15 protein-coding genes and 1 tRNA gene are annotated in these 18,373 nt (G+C 57.9%); 5 read left to right on the top strand and 11 right to left on the bottom strand.

Annotated elements, in window-relative coordinates:
• Positions 1-82: 82 nt before the first annotated feature.
• The 4 genes from ACGHU1_RS12520 to yghU all read right to left on the bottom strand — a co-directional run bounded on the left by ACGHU1_RS12520 (position 83) and on the right by yghU (position 5,858).
• Positions 83-2,974, bottom strand: coding sequence for an AAA family ATPase (locus ACGHU1_RS12520; protein WP_390587370.1), 2,892 nt, complete (start codon positions 2,972-2,974; stop codon positions 83-85).
• Positions 2,975-3,393: 419 nt separating this feature from the next.
• A tRNA-Gln gene (locus ACGHU1_RS12515) sits at positions 3,394-3,468 on the bottom strand.
• A gap of 70 nt (positions 3,469-3,538) precedes the next feature.
• Entirely contained in the window at positions 3,539-4,921 is a 1,383-nt protein-coding gene (locus ACGHU1_RS12510; RefSeq protein ID WP_390587368.1) for an MFS transporter, read from the bottom strand.
• 79 nt (positions 4,922-5,000) lie between these two features.
• Complete coding sequence (yghU, locus tag ACGHU1_RS12505; protein WP_390587366.1) at positions 5,001-5,858, bottom strand: glutathione-dependent disulfide-bond oxidoreductase; 858 nt, start codon at positions 5,856-5,858, stop codon at positions 5,001-5,003.
• A 119-nt stretch (positions 5,859-5,977) separates the two neighbouring features.
• On the opposite strand from yghU, the gene ACGHU1_RS12500 reads away from it, so the two are divergent.
• The 3 genes from ACGHU1_RS12500 (at position 5,978) to ACGHU1_RS12490 (ending at position 10,565) form a co-directional block, all read left to right on the top strand.
• Positions 5,978-6,979: a DNA topoisomerase IB gene (locus ACGHU1_RS12500; RefSeq protein ID WP_390587363.1), complete on the top strand. Its 1,002-nt coding sequence runs from the start codon at positions 5,978-5,980 to the stop codon at positions 6,977-6,979.
• Positions 6,980-7,027: 48 nt separating this feature from the next.
• Complete coding sequence (locus ACGHU1_RS12495; RefSeq protein WP_390587360.1) at positions 7,028-9,094, top strand: NAD(+) synthase; 2,067 nt, start codon at positions 7,028-7,030, stop codon at positions 9,092-9,094.
• Between the two features lie 127 nt (positions 9,095-9,221).
• A complete protein-coding gene (locus ACGHU1_RS12490) occupies positions 9,222-10,565 on the top strand; it encodes an MFS transporter (protein WP_390587358.1) in 1,344 nt (447 codons plus the stop codon).
• Between the two features lie 61 nt (positions 10,566-10,626).
• On the opposite strand, the gene ACGHU1_RS12485 is transcribed toward ACGHU1_RS12490, so the two are convergent.
• Together ACGHU1_RS12485 and ACGHU1_RS12480 are read right to left on the bottom strand one after the other, a co-directional pair.
• Positions 10,627-11,220: an FMN-dependent NADH-azoreductase gene (locus ACGHU1_RS12485; RefSeq protein ID WP_390587357.1), complete on the bottom strand. Its 594-nt coding sequence runs from the start codon at positions 11,218-11,220 to the stop codon at positions 10,627-10,629.
• A 76-nt stretch (positions 11,221-11,296) separates the two neighbouring features.
• On the bottom strand, positions 11,297-12,010 hold the full coding sequence (locus tag ACGHU1_RS12480) for a pirin family protein (protein WP_390587355.1): 714 nt from the start codon (positions 12,008-12,010) through the stop codon (positions 11,297-11,299).
• A 129-nt stretch (positions 12,011-12,139) separates the two neighbouring features.
• Between ACGHU1_RS12480 and ACGHU1_RS12475 the strand changes: the two genes are divergently transcribed.
• Positions 12,140-13,033, top strand: coding sequence for a LysR family transcriptional regulator (locus ACGHU1_RS12475; protein ID WP_390587353.1), 894 nt, complete (start codon positions 12,140-12,142; stop codon positions 13,031-13,033).
• A 17-nt stretch (positions 13,034-13,050) separates the two neighbouring features.
• On the opposite strand, the gene ACGHU1_RS12470 is transcribed toward ACGHU1_RS12475, so the two are convergent.
• From ACGHU1_RS12470 to ACGHU1_RS12450, 5 genes are all read right to left on the bottom strand, one after another.
• Positions 13,051-13,428: a hypothetical protein gene (locus tag ACGHU1_RS12470; RefSeq protein WP_390587351.1), complete on the bottom strand. Its 378-nt coding sequence runs from the start codon at positions 13,426-13,428 to the stop codon at positions 13,051-13,053.
• A 34-nt stretch (positions 13,429-13,462) separates the two neighbouring features.
• Positions 13,463-14,119, bottom strand: a complete 657-nt coding sequence (locus ACGHU1_RS12465; RefSeq protein ID WP_390587350.1) for a glutathione S-transferase — start codon at positions 14,117-14,119, stop codon at positions 13,463-13,465.
• Positions 14,116-15,054: a rhodanese-related sulfurtransferase gene (locus ACGHU1_RS12460; RefSeq protein WP_390587348.1), complete on the bottom strand. Its 939-nt coding sequence runs from the start codon at positions 15,052-15,054 to the stop codon at positions 14,116-14,118. Before ACGHU1_RS12460 ends, ACGHU1_RS12465 begins: the two co-directional genes overlap by 4 nt.
• Before the next feature lie 6 nt (positions 15,055-15,060).
• The gene (locus ACGHU1_RS12455) at positions 15,061-16,143 is read right to left on the bottom strand and encodes a branched-chain amino acid aminotransferase (protein ID WP_390587347.1); all 1,083 of its coding nucleotides are present in this window, start codon (positions 16,141-16,143) and stop codon (positions 15,061-15,063) included.
• 782 nt (positions 16,144-16,925) lie between these two features.
• Positions 16,926-17,528: a hypothetical protein gene (locus ACGHU1_RS12450; RefSeq protein ID WP_390587346.1), complete on the bottom strand. Its 603-nt coding sequence runs from the start codon at positions 17,526-17,528 to the stop codon at positions 16,926-16,928.
• Between the two features lie 34 nt (positions 17,529-17,562).
• Between ACGHU1_RS12450 and ACGHU1_RS12445 the strand changes: the two genes are divergently transcribed.
• The gene (locus tag ACGHU1_RS12445; RefSeq protein WP_390587344.1) at positions 17,563-18,318 is read left to right on the top strand and encodes a TlyA family RNA methyltransferase; all 756 of its coding nucleotides are present in this window, start codon (positions 17,563-17,565) and stop codon (positions 18,316-18,318) included.
• Positions 18,319-18,373 lie beyond the last annotated feature (55 nt).

The following is an 18,373-nucleotide window of genomic DNA, read 5'->3' as shown; positions in this document are numbered from 1 at the left end:
CCAACTTCATTGATCATTGGGGCTCATTCTCTGGAGAGCAGAGAAATGGTGGTTTTTTGCCAAGTATCGTGTTGGCAACGAGCTAGTAAACGCGTCGAAGTTGGAGTTGTCCCTCATCGTCACTAACGACCGCAGCGTCCAACTCCATTCCAACATGCAGTCGGAGCTGAAGATCGTCATTGAACCAATCAAAATGGAAAAAAGCATCCTTCTTCAGCGCATCAATATGAGCAAAGCCAAAGCGCTTGTTATGTATCAACTTCACGATTCTCCCAGAAACTCTCGTTTCGCTTGCGGGCTTGAACGAAACTACCCTGGTTACCGCGAGCCCCTTATTATTCCGTGTTACTTCGCATTCGATTGCGTCTCCCGGAAGTGGGTCCGGAACAGGATCGATACCGCTGGTCTCCAGACTTCGAATATGAAGAAAGGCACTATCTCTAAGGCTCGGAAGCTCGACAAACCCAAAGCCCTTTATCTTGTCGAACTTCTCGACTTTTCCCATAAGCCGTTCGCCAACGATATCAACAGCTGCCCACATCTCTTCTGTCGGTGTTGCCGAAACCCAGCGTTTATGAATTTCTGTGGCTAGTTCTGCCTGTTGAGAGAATTCGGGTCTCTCTGGGACAAAACAATGCCTAGAGTCTTCGTCATTTAGATATTGAGCGAATAGTTCTCGAACCTTCTCCAAACGCTTTCCAATGGAACCCTTTTCGCGAAACGCATTCCGCACTTGTTCACTAACTTCGGAATCAGCCAACGGTGTTGTAAGTGCCATCTGCTCGAAGAATACTGAGTTGAACTTCGCCATTCGCAGATGTGCCAACCCCCTGAAGGTAATCGCGAACCGCCTATCGTCAGAGTATCCGCGCCGAGACAGGTCATACGGTTCAATAAGCCCAGCCTCTAGCAGCATCTCTAGGCTGCGCTGTGTTGCAAGTTCAGTGATAGACATCGCGTCAAAGAATGAGAGGATCGCCTCAGCCCGGATATATCGGTCATCTGAGGACTGAGAGGATTGGCTAGCGTCGGATAAATGCTGCAAGAGTCTCAAGTTAGTGAGCGGCGACTGCTTGATGTTCTTGTCCACTTGAAAGACAGGGAAGATTGCAGGCTCATCCTCTGGTTTGAAAAAGGAGTAATCCCCTTTTACGAGCGCATTCGAGAAATGCTGAATGGATGGTGCCGCCATCGTCGAGGTTACGTAGGATCGAACTAGATCTTCTAAGTTGAGAACGGACGAGGTAATTACTCTCTTCGCAAGATCGAGCGACTTCCTCATATTATAATTGGATAGCTCACCAACCTGCTTCGACGGGTAGTCTTGTTCGACGAAAACTGCTTCAACCACTGAGGCGAATGCTGCGATGTTTTGAATCTTAACTGTAATCCCGTGCTGAGCAATGTAGCTTGCAGCTTCAGCCTCACCTCCCGACTGATCAGTCTTGTTTCTCAGGAAGTCGACACGTTTTCGAAAGACCTCGCGGGGAGGAGGTGTAGGAAGAAAGAATGAGCGCGAAGAGTAAATATTGAAAATATCAGTTTTCGCAAATGCCCAAGCAGATCTATCCGTGGACGGGAAAAAGATTAAGCAATTACTTACGTGTCGCTGGAGTGCCTGAATATATTGAAAAACTTGTGACTTTATATCCATTGTAAATTCGTCACTGTTATCAATAATGAAAACTGGGAGCCTCCTGCGATTGACAACAATGTCTTTCAAAAGACGACGGAGATACCCTTCTCTATCATGTTCAACCTGCTGATCCATGTAGTCCGAGAACTTATCTTTAAACGCCTCTTTGTCCCTTTGATAAAGTCGAGCGTCTGCACCTTTGGATCTTCTCTTATATTCAAGGTGGTATAGGCCAAAGAGTTCATCCCAAGATGGCGAACCACCATCATATAGCTGAGCTTCGATTGATGTGATCGCTTTCTCCGTAAGCCAGGACAGCAATGTGCTTCCATCGCCGGTAGCATCTTGAACATCAATCTTGATGACCAGACATTGAGACCTGATATCCGGGTCGAGTGTTCGCGAAAAGAACCGATCCAGAAAAGTTGATTTCCCCGCTCCTGATGGCCCCACAATAAAGACTGTCTGGCCGCCAGCGCTGGCGACAGCGTCGGTCACCAGATCTTTGAGGTCTTCGTCAATGTTCTTATGGCCGGCGGCGACGTTACCGAGGACATTCTTTGTGAGCTTTTCAAGAGAGAAGTCAGCAATCCTGCTCTCGCGGGTTTCAACGAAACACTCAGCAAGCATCTCTGGATCTTGCTGACCAGTAAGGTTTGAGAAAAATTTTGTAAAAACAGTCTCAAGATCAAATGCCAAAGCTGACTTCTGCACGATTTGATTTTCTGTCTGATCAATTGCGGGAACTAGCGTGCGATCCAATGTCAAACGGCTCTGATGAACTGAGTCGAAAATAATTCTGTATGTTTTTCGCCGGATATGTTCCTTTGACAAGAGTTCATAGAATTCAGTAAATGCGGCAAGAACCGAATTCATCGTCGGAAAAACAATCGCCTCTTTGTCGGTGTATTTTCCTGAGCCAGTCCAGGGTAAAAAGATAATCCATGTGACCCCATCGGTAACCAGACAGAGCGGTATTCCTTCAGGCAGACTATAGGACGCAGCCTGATTAACGCCTTCGATTGCCGGGCGAACTACAGGCCCTGAAATCTTAAATTGCCCACGCGTCGTAGACCTAGTCTTTAGATCTAGAACGCCCACGCGTTTTGCCTCAATCAAGAAGGCGGGATTGCCTTCGATGTGAATCACGTAGTCGGAGAAACCATTCTCGTGCTTGCGTTCGGCGGAAATATCCTTGTGATCCCACCCGAGAGCCTCAGTGAGAATACGATTGATTACCTGAACCTTGGCGTCTTCTTCAGTAGTGATCTCGACAAGTCGGGATTTCGCTTCCTCCAAGATGGCCTTTGCGGCATCGTGTCCGGTATCCACATTCATTCGGTGCTTCCCTGTCCTTTGATCTTCAAATGATCCTTCAACTTTCCGGTGCCATTTTCAAAGAGGTATATTGATGGTCTTCGAATCATAACCCCACTTTGCGCACTGCCAAACAATGCGGGAACCGCGAAACGTGAGCGGACTACCTCCAACTCCGGACTGAAAAGGGGGCGTAGCCTGTGCTCAAGTTCGAGCGCTAAGCTGGCCCTAGCCAGATCTGAACATTAGTGCGCTGCACGCCCACGACGAGCCTGTGCAAAAAGCCGCCAGAGATTTAGGACGCGTTCTTGCATCCCGAAACCATTCGATTCATGGTGCCAGGATCAAGGCTGCGACAGGGTGCCACAGCAGGATGCCACGCGGTTTTGACTCGCAGGGAAACCGTAAGGTTTTCAGATGTTTGGCTTAATTCAGGAAACTGGCTGGGGTGGCAGGATTCGAACCTGCGCATGCCGGTACCAAAAACCAGTGCCTTACCACTTGGCTACACCCCAGCAGATGGCGCGGATATAGCGGCTTGTTCGCGGATGTGAAGTGTTGTCTCGCCTACAATCGGTGCAAAGTTCAAATAGCGGCAGCGCGGCGGGCGGAAAGGTCGCTTTCAACTTTGGCAATGACGGTGCGATTTATGCTGTAAAACAGCAGCGCGATCATCGCCGGAAATATCATTGCCGCAGGGATCACAGCGAAGGCCAGCTGAATGCCCATGAGCGAGGTTTCACTTTGCGCGGCATCCTGCACAAACCCGGTGGCCTCCAGCATGAAACCTGGGATGGCCGATCCGAACGCGATGCCGGCTTTCACGGCAAATACAGATGCTGCGATGACGAGTGCGGTCATCTGCCTGCGTGATTTCCAGTCGATGAATTCGGCAATATCGGTGAACATGGAAAAAGAGAGGATCATCAGCATCCCGAACCCGATCCCGACAAGGAATTGCACCGCCGTTTGCGGCCACACCGCGTCAAGCGGGAGGAAATAAAATAGCGTTATCATCGACGCTTTCAGCCCGCCCGCCGCGATCATGAGATGCGATTTCTCGACCCGCTTTTGCAGCAGATTGCCGATGATCACTCCGGCAATCTGACCCACCGCGAGCGAGGTAAGGAACAGGGCGGTCCGATCGAGAAATGCAAAGACGGGCGTGCCGTCATCGCCTGCCACATATTTGAAAAAGAACAGCGCGCTGCCCGCCCGCGCGGCAATCGCCGTCACGCCGAGAATCGCAGCAATTGCCACTGCGATCCACGGGCCGGAGCGCAGCAGAACCGACAGATCGCCGCTGAGCGAGCCGTTGACAGAGGCGGGCGGAACGCGCTCTTTCGTCGCCCAGAACGTGATCAGCAGGCTGAAAACCGCCACCGCTGCGATGCACGATATCGTTAGCAAAATGCCCAGCTCTTCATCCCCGCCGCCCAGTTCGCGCACCAGCGTAGTGCCCAGCGCGCCCACCAGAATGCCGCCCGATGCGGAGAAGAACATCCGAAATGCTGTAACGCTGGTGCGGACCTTGGAACGCGGTGAAATTACGCCGAGCAATCCGCCATAGGGCACATTGACAGCGGTGAAGGCCAGCTGCGTGAGCGTGTAGGTCACATATGCCCATGCCAGCAGCCACCCGTCGCTCAGCCCGGCTGGCGGAGTAAACACGAGAATGATCGCAATGCCGAGCGGGACGGAGCCGAACAGGATATAAGGGCGATACCGGCCCCAGCGGGTTCGCGTGCGGTCAGCGATTGCGCCCATCATCGGATCGGTGAACGCGTCGACCAGTTTGGTGAGCAGCATCATCAATCCGATGGCCGCCGGGGCAAGGCCTTTCAAATCGACGAAATAATAGAGGATGAAAACGCCGAAGAAATTAAGGATCAGCCCGGCGGCCAGATCGCCAATGCCGTAGCCCAGCTTTTCGCCGGTCCCGACCCGTTCTTTCCCCTGATCATCCACGACGCATTGCCTTCATAAGGCGACAGGACGGCAGGCACGCGCCCTAGTCAAGCGGCCTGCCATTTAAAACCGCAGTTTGTCAGTCCAGCGTTTTGCCGTCAAAATCGGCGGCAGAGTGACGCTCACGCAGCTGCGCGTTGTCATCGCCCCACACCTTGTTCACGATCTTGCCGCGTTTTACCGCTGGCCGCGCATTGATTTCATGCACCCAGCGGGCGACGTTTTCATATTCGTCGATGGAGAGAAACGTCTTCGCCTCGTTGTAAATCTTGCCCCATACGAACGGCGCGAGCCATGGGAAGTTGGCGATATCAGCAATTGTGTACTCGTCGCCCCCCAGAAAGCGCGTTTTGGCGAGCCGTTTGTCTGCGACATCGAAAATCCGCTTTGTTTCCATGGCGTAGCGGTTGATTGGGTATTCGTATTTCTCTGGCGCATAGGCATAAAAATGGCCAAAGCCGCCGCCGATGAAGGGGCCGGTTCCGACTTGCCAGAACACCCAGCTCATCACCTCGGCGCGTGCGGCGGGATCGGTGGGTAGAAACTCGCTGAATTTTTCAGCGAGGTGCAGCAGGATCGCGCCGGATTCGAACACGCGGAACGGTGTGTCGCCGCTTTGATCGATCAGCGCCGGAATTTTCGAATTGGGATTGATATCGACGAACCCGCTGGTGAATTGCTCCCCATCGCCGATGTTCACCGTGTAAGCGTCATATTCCGCGCCGGAGTGCCCCAGTTCGAGCAGCTCCTCCAGCATGATCGTGACCTTCACACCGTTTGGCGTGGCGAGAGAGTGCAGCTGGAACGGGTGGTCGCCCGATGGGAGCGCCTTTTCCTCACGCGCGCCAGATGTTGGCCGGTTGATGCTGGCAAAACGCCCTCCCGAAACGGTGTCGGCGCTCCATACGGCGGGCGGTGTGTAGGTGGGATCGGCCATTATTCGTGTCTCCTGCAAAAAGAGTTCATGTCTTTTCTGACCCTTGCCGCGAGAGGTGGCGGTTCGCCGGTAAAAGCGCAAGGCGGAACCGCCGGGGTCCGCGGCGCATTTGCTTTGACATGGAAAAGCTAATCTATGTCGATGACAGCCTGCCCGGCATCACCCGCAGAGGGGCAGGGAAGGGCTTTGCCTATTACATGCCCGAGGGTGATCTCATCCGTGATCGCGCGGTGCGCCGGCGTCTGAACGCGATCGCCCTGCCGCCAGCTTACCGCGATGCGTGGTTTTGCCCGGCGGAAAACGGCCATATTCTGGCGACAGGATATGACGATGCGGGGCGCAAGCAATACCGGTATCACCCTGAATTCCGCCTGATGCGCGAAGGATCAAAATTCGACCGCTGCGAGGCGTTTGGCAGGCTGCTGCCGCTTGTCCGCAAACGCGTGGCAGACGATCTCGCCCAATCCGCGCCCACCATGACTCGCACATTGGCAAGTGCGGTGCACTTGCTTGACCTGACCTCCATCAGGATCGGCAGTGAGCAGTATACTCGCCGCAATGAAAGCTACGGCGCGACGACGTTGCGCAGCGAGCATGTCGAGGTGGCGGAGGACAGCGTCGCCTTGCATTTTACGGGTAAGGGTGGCCGCGACCGGCAGATGGCGGTGGAATCCGCGCCGCTGGCCAAGGCGGTCGAGAAAATGGCTGACCTTGGCGGGGACCACATCTTTCAGTTCGAGGATGAGGACGGGCAGACGCGCGCGATCACCGCCGATGATGTGAACAGCTATCTGCGCGAAACCATGGGCGAGGATATCACCGCCAAGAATTTTCGCACGTGGCACGGCAGCGTGCTCGCATTCGAGCGGCTGGCGATGGCGAAGGACGATGTGCGCATTTCCGACCTGCTTGATCTGGTGTCGGATCACCTTGGCAACACCCCGGCCACTGCCCGCAAAAGCTATATCCATCCCGCTGTGATCGCGAAGGTTGAGACGCAGTCCGAATGGCGCGCGTCGCTGCGATTGCCGCGCGCGACACGCTGGCTCAGCCGGAGCGAGCGCGGGCTGATCACGCTGATCGAGGAAAGCCCGCAAGCCGCCGATCTGCTTGCCGCCTAGGCAGGGCGGAATTGCGCGGCTAAAGCCAGCCTTAAAGGAGACCTGCGCATGGCATCAGCCGGCACCCATCCGTTCTACGATATGCACGCCCACGGCTTTGTCCGCGTGGCGACCTCTACCCCGCGCGTGCGGACCGGCGATGTGCCTTTCAACACCGAAGGCGTCATCGCAGAGGCAAAGCGGGCGCATGAACAGAACGTCGATCTGCTGGTCTATCCCGAGCTGTGCCTTTCATCCTACGCCATCGACGATTTGCACTTGCAAAACGCCTTGCTCGACCGCGCTGAACAGGCGGTGGGCGAAGTGGTCGAGGCGAGCGCGGATATCGGCACGGTGCTGGTGGTCGGCGCCCCGCTACGGCGCAATTCCAAGATTTACAATTGCGCTCTGGTAATCGCGCATGGCGAATTGCTGGGCGTGATCCCGAAAAGCTACCTGCCGAATTACCGCGAATTCTACGAAAAACGCTATTTCGCGCATGGCCGCAATTGCCAGGATTTATGGATCGCCGTGGCCGGAGAGGAAGTGCCGTTTGGCACCGACCTTGTCTTTGGTGCTTCAAATCTGCCGGGCTTCACATTCGGCGTGGAGATTTGCGAGGATTTCTGGTCGCCCAATCCGCCGGGCACCATGGCCGCGCTCGCCGGGGCGCACATCCTTTGCAACCTATCCGCATCGCCGATCACCATCGGACGCGCGGATGACCGGCACCTGCATTGCCGGTCCAGCAGCGCGCGGTCCATCTGCGCCTATGTCTATTCGGCGAGCGGACACGGCGAAAGCACCACCGATCTCGCATGGGACGGGCAGGGCGTGGTGTATGAGCTGGGCGAGCTGATGGCCGAAAGCGTCCGTTTCGATCTGGAGCCGGAGCTGTGCGTCGTCGATATCGATACCGACAGGATCGCGGGCGAACGGATGCGCAACCAGACCTTCTCCGACGCAGCCGAAGCGCATGGCCGCCCCGAGGACAGCTATCGCCGCATCATGTTCGATCATTCTGGCGAGACGCGCGATATCGGGCTGATCCGCCCCGTCCGCCGCTTCCCCTTTGTGCCGAACAACGCGAAAACGCTGGATGAGGATTGCTATGAGGCGTTCAACATTCAGGTTGATGCGCTGATGCGCCGCATTCAGGCGACAAAGCCTGAAAGTCTGGTGATCGGAATATCGGGCGGGCTGGACAGCACGCACGCGCTGATCGTGGCGGCCAAGGCGTGCGATCGGCTCGGGCTGCCGCGCTCCACCATTCGCGGATACACCATGCCCGGCTTTGGCACGTCGGACACAACCAAATCGAATGCGTGGCGACTGATGGAGGCGATGGAGATCACCGCCGAGGAGATCGATATCAAGCCTGCGGCCAAGCGAATGCTGGAGGATATCGGGCATCCCTATGCTGATGGTGAGGCGCATTACGATGTCACGTTCGAAAACGTGCAGGCCGGTCTGCGCACCGACTATCTGTTCCGGCTTGCCGGGCAGCACAGCGGGTTTGTGATCGGCACCGGCGATCTTTCCGAACTCGCGCTGGGCTGGTGCACATACGGTGTGGGCGACCATATGAGCCATTACGGCGTCAATTCAGGTGTGCCGAAAACGCTTATCCAGTATCTCATCCGCTGGACTATTGAGACAGAGCAGTTTGTGCCCGCCTGCGCCGAGGTGCTCGCCGCGGTCCTGGACACCGAAATTTCGCCCGAGCTTGTTCCCGCAGGCGAAGATGGCGAGTTGCAAAGCACCGAGGAGAAGATCGGGCCGTACGAGCTCAACGATTTCTTCCTGCATCACACGATCCGGTATGGCCAGCGGCCTGCCAAGATCGCTTTTCTCGCGTTCCATGCGTGGCGTGATGCCAGCGCAGGTCATTGGCCCGTCAATTTCCCGCAGGAGCGCAAGAACGAATATGATCTGGCGCAGATCGCTGGATGGCTCGAGAAATTCCTCCACCGGTTCTTCGGGTTCAGCCAATTCAAGCGCAGCGCGCTGCCCAATGGGCCAAAGGTCAGTTCGGGCGGAGCGCTGTCGCCGCGCGGCGATTGGCGTGCGCCGTCCGATGCGGTGGCGGATGTTTGGCTGGACGACCTGCGCAGCAGTCTGCCCGACCTCGATTAGCGATTTGTAAAAACGCGCCAATCAGGGCGGCACCTCTCATCACTGCTTGCCAGCGGGATCAATCGCTGTAGCTTATTCCCCAGGGTCGTCAGTTTGCGCATGTCGCGCAGACATTTGGGGGAAATTGATGACCGACCAATCCGGTGGTGCGGGTTTGCTGCTTGAACACAGCAGGCCGCTCAGGCTTTTTACGCTGTTCATTCTGTATGTTGGACAGGGAATGCCTATCGGGTTGTTCTGGTTCGCCGTCCCCGCATGGATGGCCGTAAACGGGGCGAGCGCGGCCGAGGTCGGTTCGGTCGCTGCGCTAACCGCGCTGCCTTGGTCGCTAAAGCTGGTCAACGGCTTCATCATGGACCGCTATACCTTCCTTCCCATGGGGCGCAGGCGCGCATGGATACTTGGCGCGCAGCTTGTCATGATTGCGTGCCTTGTGGTTGCAGCTTTCATTGATCCATTGCCAAGCGATGTTGCCGTGCTGGGCGCCATTGGTTTCACGGTGAACCTCGCGACGACATTTCAGGATGTGGCGGTCGACGGGTTGGCCGTGGACATCATGACCGAGGATGAAAGGGCGCGGGGCAGCGGCATGATGTTCGGAGGTCAGTCGATCGGTATCGCGACCGCAACCGCCATCTGCGGGTTCGTGATCGAAGATTTCGGAGCGCCGGCCGCATTCCTGATCGTCGCGCTGCTGATCTTTGTCCTGTGCGCCTATGTCGGCAGTTTTCGCGAGCGCGAGGGGGAGCGAAAGCTGCCTTGGTCTTCCGGTCAGTCGAACCAGCGCAATATCGACATCCAGCCGGAGGCGTGGTGGCCGCTGCTCAAATCGACCGCTCTTTCCATGTCGAAACTGGCCAGCTTGCTGTGGCTGCCAGTGCTTTTCGGACGCGGTATTCTGTACGGTGGGTTGACCGGGACAACGCCGCTTATCGGGGCAAATTATGCCGGGTGGAGCACATCGGAAATCGCGTCGCTGACGGCAAGCGCCGGACTGTTTGCCGGGGTGCTGTGCATGACACTGGGCGGCTGGCTGGGCGACCGGTTCGGTGCGAAACGCATCGCCATCATGTGGCTGGTTACCAGCATTTCGATGTGCGCGGTCATGTATCTCAGCGTGCCGTTATGGGGTGATACGGCCTTTTTCATTGGGTTTGTATATTTCTGGATTCCATTGGACCTGTTGCTGACTGTCGCCTGCCTGCCCATTTCGATGCGGCTGTGCGATCCAAAAGTCGCCGCAACCCAGTTCACGATCTATATGGCGGTCAGCAATTTCGGGATATCATTCGGGGCATTCATGTTGAGCCAGACCGAAGCGTTCGGAGGACTGTCGACCATTTTCATCGTCGTGGGCGCCGGAGCGCTGATCTCGCTAATCCTGATGCTGACGGTGAAATATCCGCGCCGTCCTCATTATTACGCGATCCGTGAGCAAAAGGAGATACTGGCCGCGCAAAGACCGGCCTGACCCCCATGTCTATGCCGGGCTGCTGATACACAGCCCGGCATAGCAATTTCAAATGCTGTGATCAGGCTGCGATCTTGGCAACTTCCTGATGCGCGGCTTTGATCTTCGCTTCGCCGTCTGCTCCCATAATCCCGTCGGCGGCGATCACTTCGACATCCGCGATCCCAAGAAAGCCCAGAAAGAAACGAAGCCAGCTGGACATGAAATCCATGTCGCTGCCGACAGGTGTGCCGCCCGATGCTGCGGTGATGTAGGCTTTCTTACCCTCCAAAAGACCCACGGGTCCGGTGTCGGTGTATTTGAAGGTCGTGCCAACGCGGGCAACCAGATCGGCCCACGCTTTAAGTGAGGCAGGCGGTCCGAAATTGTAAACCGGCGTGCTGATTACGAGCGTTTCGGCGGCTTGCAATTCGGCGATCAAAGTGTCGGCAATAGCGGCCAGATCTGCCTGCTCTGGCGTACGGTCCGCAGCAGCCGCCGAATTAGCGGCAAAGCGTTCTGCCGTGACAAATGGCAAGGTTTCAGCGTCCAGATCGCGCTTCGCCACCTGTGCATCTGACTGTGCCGCAAGCTTTTCAACAAGCGCAGTTCCGAGGCCGGTAGAAACACTTTCATCTCCGCGAATGGAGGCGGTGATATGCAGGATGTTTGTCATGGGTGTGGTTCCTTAAGTTGAATCATACGAGGAACGGGCCGGGCATGTGCCGCGCCCGGCTCGTTTCGGTGGTGTGTCAGGCAGCGTCGACCAGCACGATTTCGCTGTCTTCCAGCGCGGTGATCGTCACTTCGCCCAGCTGCGTGATGGCAACTCCGTCCCGCGCAGAGGCTTCGACGTCGTCGATCCGCACCTTGCCGGTCGCAGGAACCAGATACAGGTGCCGGTCCGCGCTGCCCGGCGTGTAGGTCACGCTTTCGCCGGCGGAGATCGTTGCGCCCAGAACGCGGGCATCTGCGCGGATCGGCAGTGCGCCCGCTGCGCGGTCTTCATCATTCGCAGTGCTCGCGGCGAGGGTGACGAGCTGTCCGGCGCGGTCGCCCTTGGGAAAGGACTTTGCGCCCCAGGTCGGCGCACCGCCGCGCTCATCGGGGATGATCCAGATCTGGAATATTTCGGTTTCCTCATCCTCGCGGTTGTATTCCGAATGCTTCACGCCGTTGCCCGCGCTCATCACCTGAACATCGCCAGCCTCTGTCCGGCCCTCATTGCCCATGCTGTCGCGGTGGGTGATGGCGCCTTTGCGGACATAGGTGATGATCTCCATGTCGCTGTGCGGGTGCGTCGGAAAACCGGTGCCCGGTGCGATTGTGTCATCGTTCCAGACCCGCAGCGACCCCCAATTGACGCGCTCGGGATCGCGATAGCTTGCGAAAGAGAAATGGTGATGCGCATCGAGCCAGCCGTGATTGGCCGAGCCGAGCGTGTTGAAGGGGCGAAGTTCGATCATATCCGGTCTCCGTTTCGATAAGCCGATAATGCGGCCTTGTCGGTGTAGTCTCGGATATAGGCTTGGTCTTGTGTCTGCATAAGTGCGATAAAACTTGCAAAAATGTTCTGAATATTAGAACATTACCCGATGAAGCTGGGTGAGCCATCCCTCGATCAATTGCGTATCTTCCTGGCCGTGGTGGACGAGGGAAGCTTTGGCGCAGCGGCACGCGCATCCGGGCGGGCGGTTTCCGCGATCAGCTACGGTATAGCCCAACTCGAAACGCAATTGGCCGCCACCCTGTTCGAACGCGAAGGGTCTCGCAAACCTGTGCTGACCGAAGCGGGCGAGGGGCTGCTGGCAGAGGCGCGGGCGGTCGCAGACAGGGCCGATGCGCTGCTGGCAAAGGCGAAGTCGCTCCATACCGGGTTAGAAAGCAGCGTCGGCCTGGTGCTCGATGTGATGGTGCCCAGCGATGTCACCGCACAGGTGCTGCGCGAATTCCGCCGCATGTTCCCGACAGTCGCGTTGACGCTTAATATCGAAGGGCTTGGCGCGGTTGCCGAATGCCTGCTGGATGACCGCGCGCAGCTTGCAATTGGTGGCCCGGTGATCGGGGACAATCCCGCGCTCGAACGGCAAGTGGTGGGTGATGTTGAACTCATTCCCGTGGCCGCGCCCGATCACCCGCTGGCGGCAAAGGACGTTGCGCCGGGTGAAAGCCGCCAACATTTGCAACTGGTCCTCGCCGACCGATCCGATCTGACGCAGGGCCGCGAGTTTTCCGTGCTCAGCCCGCTTACGTGGCGGCTGGGCGATCTGGGCGCAAAACACGCTTTGCTGAAAGAGGGGCTGGGCTGGGGCAACATGCCGCGTCATCAGGTTGCAGAGGATATCGCAGCGGGACGATTGGTGGAACTCGACCTGCCGGAGAAACCCGGCGCAGCCTATCCGCTGAGTGCGCTATGGCGGAGGAACGAGCGGCTGGGACCGGCGGCAAACTGGCTGATTGATGGGTTCCGCGATGGATTGGGGAATTAAATTTTCAAGCCGCAGGATTACTGGCGCAGCCACATCTCTGCTTCGCGAGGGCTGTCGAAAAATTCGACATCCAGTCCGTCGGTTATCCGCTTATATTGAAGTTTCACAAGCGGCGCCGTCGATACCAGGGCAAATCGGGTCAATCCGTTTTTCTGCGCCTCTAGGAGGCTGTTACGGATTGCCTCGGCGGTCGAACGGTCTTGCGGCACAAAGTCGCGTAGATCGCCGAGGACCCTGAAGCGTTTGCGCGATTTGAGAAAGGGCGCGGCAGCTTTGGTCAATTCACCGAGGAAGCTGTGCATTTTTTCGAGCGTCCAGAAACCACCGATCGCGAAATGCAATTCGGCGCGATATTCATCAATCGCAATCTTGTGGACAGGCGAAAACCCAGACATGCTGGCAACATCCACATCGAGAGTTAAAATTCTACTACTCCGGGCCAAAGATGATCGCTTCGTCGCCTAATTTCCAGGGTGTGAATTTAGGCATGACAGCCTTGAACAGATCGGACGCGAGATGCCCCTCCAGCCACGGTAAAAGGTGCGGCAGCCCTTGCGCGTCAAACCAGTCGCGGTCGGTGTTGGCGAACTGGCGGATGAACGGAAACAGCGCGATATCGGCTAGGGTCCGGTAATCACCGCACAGGTGCCTGCGGTCTCCCAAACGGGAATCGAGATCGGCCAGCATCGCAAAGCCGCTGGAGCGATGATCGAAACGAAAGGTATCCTCGTCGCCGCCTGCCTCATCAGGGTAGCGCGTCGGGTATTTGTAACGGTCGAGATGGTGTTTGAACGGGCCATCAAACCGCTGGATCAAATCGCGGTCATCGCCTTTCAGCCAGCCCTCAGGGTCGTTCTGGTTAAGCGCCCAGCGCATGACCGCGATGCTTTCGTCAATGACTGTCCCATCGGTTAACGCCAGCACCGGTACGGTCGCCTTGCGCGATACCTCGGCTAGTTCGGGCGGCTTGTCCGCGAGCTTTACCTCGCGCAGCTCTACCGTGATGCCTGCCGTCCACAGCGCCATGCGCGCCCGCATCGCGTAAGGGCAGCGGCGAAAAGAATAGAGGACTGGAAAATCGGTCACGCATCGCCATTCGGTTTCGGCCCGATATGCGCCTCACCGCGCGCCTTGGCGAGTTGCTGCTGGCGCTGGCGTTCAGCATAGCGGGCGCGCTGTTCGTCATCGCGGTCATTGATGCAGTGCGGGCAGCTGACACCGGCTTCGTAATCGGGTGATGCCATTTCGGCTTCGTTGAGCGGCATACGGCAGGCAAAGCACAGCCCGTATGATCCCAGCTCAAGTCCGTGTTTGACGGCGACGCGCTGGTCGAAAACGAAGCATTCGCCTTCCCATTTGCTGTCGTCTTCGGGCACGGTTTCTAGGTATTTGAGGATACCGCCCTTCAGGTGAAACACGTCCTCTATGCCTTCGGAGCGCAGGAAGCTGGTCGATTTTTCGCAGCGAATTCCGCCGGTGCAGAACATCGCGACCTTTTTCTTGCCCTCCAGCAATTCCTCGCGGTGTTCACGGAACCACGCCGGAAAGTCGCGGAAGCTTTTGGTCTGTGGATCGACTGCGCCCTTGAATGTGCCGACCGCGACTTCGTAATCGTTGCGGGTGTCGATCACGATGGTGTCGGGATCGCTGATAAGGTCGTTCCAGTCCTCTGGCGCGACATAGCGCCCGACGCTGGCATTGGGATTAATGTCGGGCTGTCCCATCGTCACGATCTCGCGTTTCAGCCGCACCTTCATCCGGTTGAAAGGCATTGCATCGGCGTGGGAGAACTTCACTTCGGTTTCAGCACAGCCGGGCAGGGCGCGGATGGTTTCCAGCACGCTGTTTAGCGCATTGTCCGTGCCGGCAATCGTGCCGTTGATGCCCTCTTTGGCAATCAGCAACGTTCCCTTTATCCCGGCCGCATCGCACGCGGATTGAAGTGACGCTTGAAGGCTTGCCGGATCGTCAAAACGTGTGAAGCGGTATAGGGCGGCGACCTGGATCGGGGTGTCGGTCATGGGCGTTTACCCGATCCGCTCGACCCAGCCGTGTTTGTCCTCGACCCGGCCATGTTGCAGATCGACCAGACGTTCGCGCATCTTCTGCGCCATCTGGCCGATCCCGCCGGTGCCAATGGAGAACTCGCCAGCGGGGGAGGCGACTGTGCCGACGGGCGTGACGACCGCAGCGGTGCCGCAGGCGAGCGTTTCCAGCAAGGTGCCGTTCTCGGCCTCTTCGCGCCACTGCGTGATTGAATACGGCTCCTCGCGCACGTCCAGCCCCTCTTCGCGGAGCATCGCGATCAGACTGTCGCGGGTAATGCCGGGCAGGATCGTGCCAGTCAGTTCCGGGGTGATGACGCTGCCGTCGGACCGGATGAAGAACAGGTTCATCCCGCCCAGCTCCTCGACCCATTTCTTCTCTACCGCATCAAGGAAGACGACCTGATCGCAGCCCTGCCGGATCGCTTCGGCCTGCGGGACAAGGCTGGCGGCGTAATTGCCGCCGGTTTTGGCTGCGCCAGTGCCGCCGGGCGCTGCGCGGACGTAATCCTGGCTGACCCAGATTTTCACCGGGTTCACGCCGTTCTTGAAATAATTGCCTGACGATACAAGGATCACGACGAATTTGTACTGGGTCGCGGGGCGCACGCCCAGAAATGCCTCCGACGCGAACATGAAGGGACGGATATAAAGCGATCCGCCCTCGACCGATGGCATCCAGTCCGCATCCGCTTTCACCGCTTCGCGAACGGCGGCGAGGAACAATTCTTCGGGAATTTCGGGCATTGCCATGCGCCGGGCGCTGGCGTTGAAACGCTGTGCGTTTGCCTCCGGCCGGAACAGCGCAAGGCCGCCATCTGCGTGGGGGAAGGCTTTCATGCCTTCGAAAATTTCCTGCGCGTAGTGAAGAACGCTCGCCGCCGGATCTAAAGGGATGGCCTGACGCGGGCCGATCACAGGTGTTTGCCAACCGCCTTTCGCCGCGTCGTAATCGACGGTGACCATGTGATCGGTGAAAACCGTGCCGAAACCGGGATCGGCAATCGCCGCCTCGCGCGCGTCATCGGGTGTTGGCGAAGGGTGTGGGAGCGTCGTGAATTCCATGACGCAGGCAGATAATGCCGTGCGCCGACGGGGGCAAGGATTGTGTAGGCGGGCGTGTATGTGCGGAGTTTTGTTTTGGGTTTTTTGGTTTGAGCCTCAAGCGCCGGGTGTTTTGTTTGCGCACCCCATCCGGGGCGCGATTTCCTCGCGCCTGCGTCGCTGCGGGCGGGCTGTCGCCCTTGCGGCGCTTCGCGCCGTGCTCCGCAGCGACAATGCGAGGTAGCGCCAAGTATCAGGGCGCTCGACCGATGGCTTGGAATGGTGCGAGCCGCGGGCTCGCCAGCGCGCGACCGCGCGCCGCCGCTTATGCGGCGCAGCCAAGCAGCGCGGATGCGCTGCGCCCGGCGCTTGAGGCTCAAACAAAAAATGAAAAGGGCGGCTCCGCCCGTCGGGGAACCGCCCTTTCATGGTCAGCGGCCGGAAGTGCCGCTCACGAAACCTTACTCGGTAAGGAAATGCTACCGAATATGCTCCGTAGGGATCTTCACCGACCTCGCTACTGAACCATGAGACATCGGATCACCTCCTTTCGCGCTTGAAAGCCAAGACCCTCGCGTTTCACCGGGGGCCGAAGTTTGCGTTCGCCGCTAACCTCAAGCACATATTTGAGTCTTATCGCCTACCAACACAAGACTTGAAAAAAACTTTTCCCACGTCACAATCATGCGCCTTCGCCCAAATAGAGAAACGCGCTGCGCCCGTGGAAGACCCGGGACGGTCAACGTTTCGGCGTCCGGCGGGACGAAAACACTGCCAAACTGTGGAAATCGCGAAACGAATCTTTAGCGGCAATCCTCGATCACGCGGCTTACCTCGACCCATGCGGGCAGGTAGAGCGTAGGCATTCCTTCGGTTTCAAGTTTGAAACGCCCCTTGGTGACAGCCATCGCGTCAAGCAGGGTATCGTCCGCGTTCAGCATTGCGACCACCATTGCTCCCTCGCGCGGCATTGCTGACGCTTCGAGGATGCGCGTTGTCGTCTCTGTGGTCACCTGCATCACCCGAGGCTGATCGGAGCCCCTGCGCACAAGGCCGATCTGACGCTGCCCAAGCTGGCAGATGATCACGAAATCGGCGGCCAGTTCGTTTCCGCCTGTGCCAAACCACGCCATCGTCACATCGGGATCGGACGCATAGGTCCACGTCCCCGGCGTCTGCGGCGCGTCGAGATAGTTTTCGTATTCCTGTTCCTGCACGGCCTGTGCGGGGGCCGGTGTTGGCGCGGGCGCAGGTGCAGGCGCAGGTTCGGGTGCGGGCGCAGCGGCGGGGGGCGCGGCGGCTGGAACGGGCGTCGGTGCCGGCGGTATGGTCACCGATGGAACGCAGGCAGCGATGGTGAAGGTCAGCGCGATTGCGCCAGCGGCATGTAAGTAGATTGCTTTCATGGCACTTAAATGCGCGCTAACGCCTTTCGGGTCCATGACGAAAACAACGAAACAACCGAAAAAGAAGCGGGTCGATCACCTGCTGGTCGAACGCGGACTGGTGGAAAGCCGAACGCGGGCGCAGGCGCTGATAATGGCGGGCACTGTCTTTGCGGGCGAGGCAAAGGTCGAAAAGCCGGGGCAGCAGATCGCCGAGGATGCTTCGCTGGAAGTGCGCGGACGCGATCATCCCTGGGTCAGCCGCGGCGGGATAAAGCTGGCGCATGCGATTGATCACTTCGCGCTCAATCCGGCGGGCGTTACCGCGATGGACGTCGGCAGCTCCACCGGCGGCTTTACCGATGTGTTGCTGGCCAACGGCGCAGCGCATGTGTTTGCAGTGGATAGCGGGACCAACCAGCTCGCGTGGAAATTGCGGCAGGATGACCGCGTAACCGTTTACGAACAGACCAGCGCGCGCATCCTGACCGCCGAGCAAATTGATCGCCCTGTCAGCTGGGTAGTGTGCGATGCAAGTTTCATCAGCCTGGCAAAAGTGCTCGAACGCCCGTTAAAACTCGCTGCGAAGGACTGCCACCTTGTCGCACTTATAAAACCGCAATTCGAGGTTGCGCGTGAAGAGGTGGGCAAGGGCGGCGTGGTCCGCGACCCTGATCTGCACGCGCGTGTCTGCGAAGAGGTGCGCGAGTGGCTCGAAAATCTGGGCTGGGACATTCAGGGAATCGCGCAAAGCCCGATTACAGGACCGCAAGGGAACGTCGAATTCCTGATCAGCGCACGGCGCAGCTAGCCATCAAGCTCGTATCAGGCGCCCCCGGATATCAAAGACCCCTTCCACGCAAGAT

The organism is Erythrobacter sp. MTPC3 (genome assembly GCF_042854385.1).
Lineage (GTDB): Bacteria > Pseudomonadota > Alphaproteobacteria > Sphingomonadales > Sphingomonadaceae > Erythrobacter.
The sequence above is the reverse complement of the archived record's forward strand: the minus strand, read 5'-3'. Positions and strand labels throughout refer to the sequence as shown.

Coding starts and splice junctions, on each gene's coding strand:
- ACGHU1_RS12520 (WP_390587370.1), bottom strand. CDS start 2,974: ATGAATGTGGATACCGGACACGATGCCGCAAAGGCCATCTTGGAGGAA.
- yghU (WP_390587366.1), bottom strand. CDS start 5,858: ATGGCCGATCCCACCTACACACCGCCCGCCGTATGGAGCGCCGACACC.
- ACGHU1_RS12500 (WP_390587363.1), top strand. CDS start 5,978: ATGGAAAAGCTAATCTATGTCGATGACAGCCTGCCCGGCATCACCCGC.
- ACGHU1_RS12495 (WP_390587360.1), top strand. CDS start 7,028: ATGGCATCAGCCGGCACCCATCCGTTCTACGATATGCACGCCCACGGC.
- ACGHU1_RS12490 (WP_390587358.1), top strand. CDS start 9,222: ATGACCGACCAATCCGGTGGTGCGGGTTTGCTGCTTGAACACAGCAGG.
- ACGHU1_RS12485 (WP_390587357.1), bottom strand. CDS start 11,220: ATGACAAACATCCTGCATATCACCGCCTCCATTCGCGGAGATGAAAGT.
- ACGHU1_RS12480 (WP_390587355.1), bottom strand. CDS start 12,010: ATGATCGAACTTCGCCCCTTCAACACGCTCGGCTCGGCCAATCACGGC.
- ACGHU1_RS12475 (WP_390587353.1), top strand. CDS start 12,140: ATGAAGCTGGGTGAGCCATCCCTCGATCAATTGCGTATCTTCCTGGCC.
- ACGHU1_RS12470 (WP_390587351.1), bottom strand. CDS start 13,428: ATGTCTGGGTTTTCGCCTGTCCACAAGATTGCGATTGATGAATATCGC.
- ACGHU1_RS12460 (WP_390587348.1), bottom strand. CDS start 15,054: ATGACCGACACCCCGATCCAGGTCGCCGCCCTATACCGCTTCACACGT.
- ACGHU1_RS12455 (WP_390587347.1), bottom strand. CDS start 16,143: ATGGAATTCACGACGCTCCCACACCCTTCGCCAACACCCGATGACGCG.
- ACGHU1_RS12450 (WP_390587346.1), bottom strand. CDS start 17,528: ATGAAAGCAATCTACTTACATGCCGCTGGCGCAATCGCGCTGACCTTC.
- ACGHU1_RS12445 (WP_390587344.1), top strand. CDS start 17,563: ATGACGAAAACAACGAAACAACCGAAAAAGAAGCGGGTCGATCACCTG.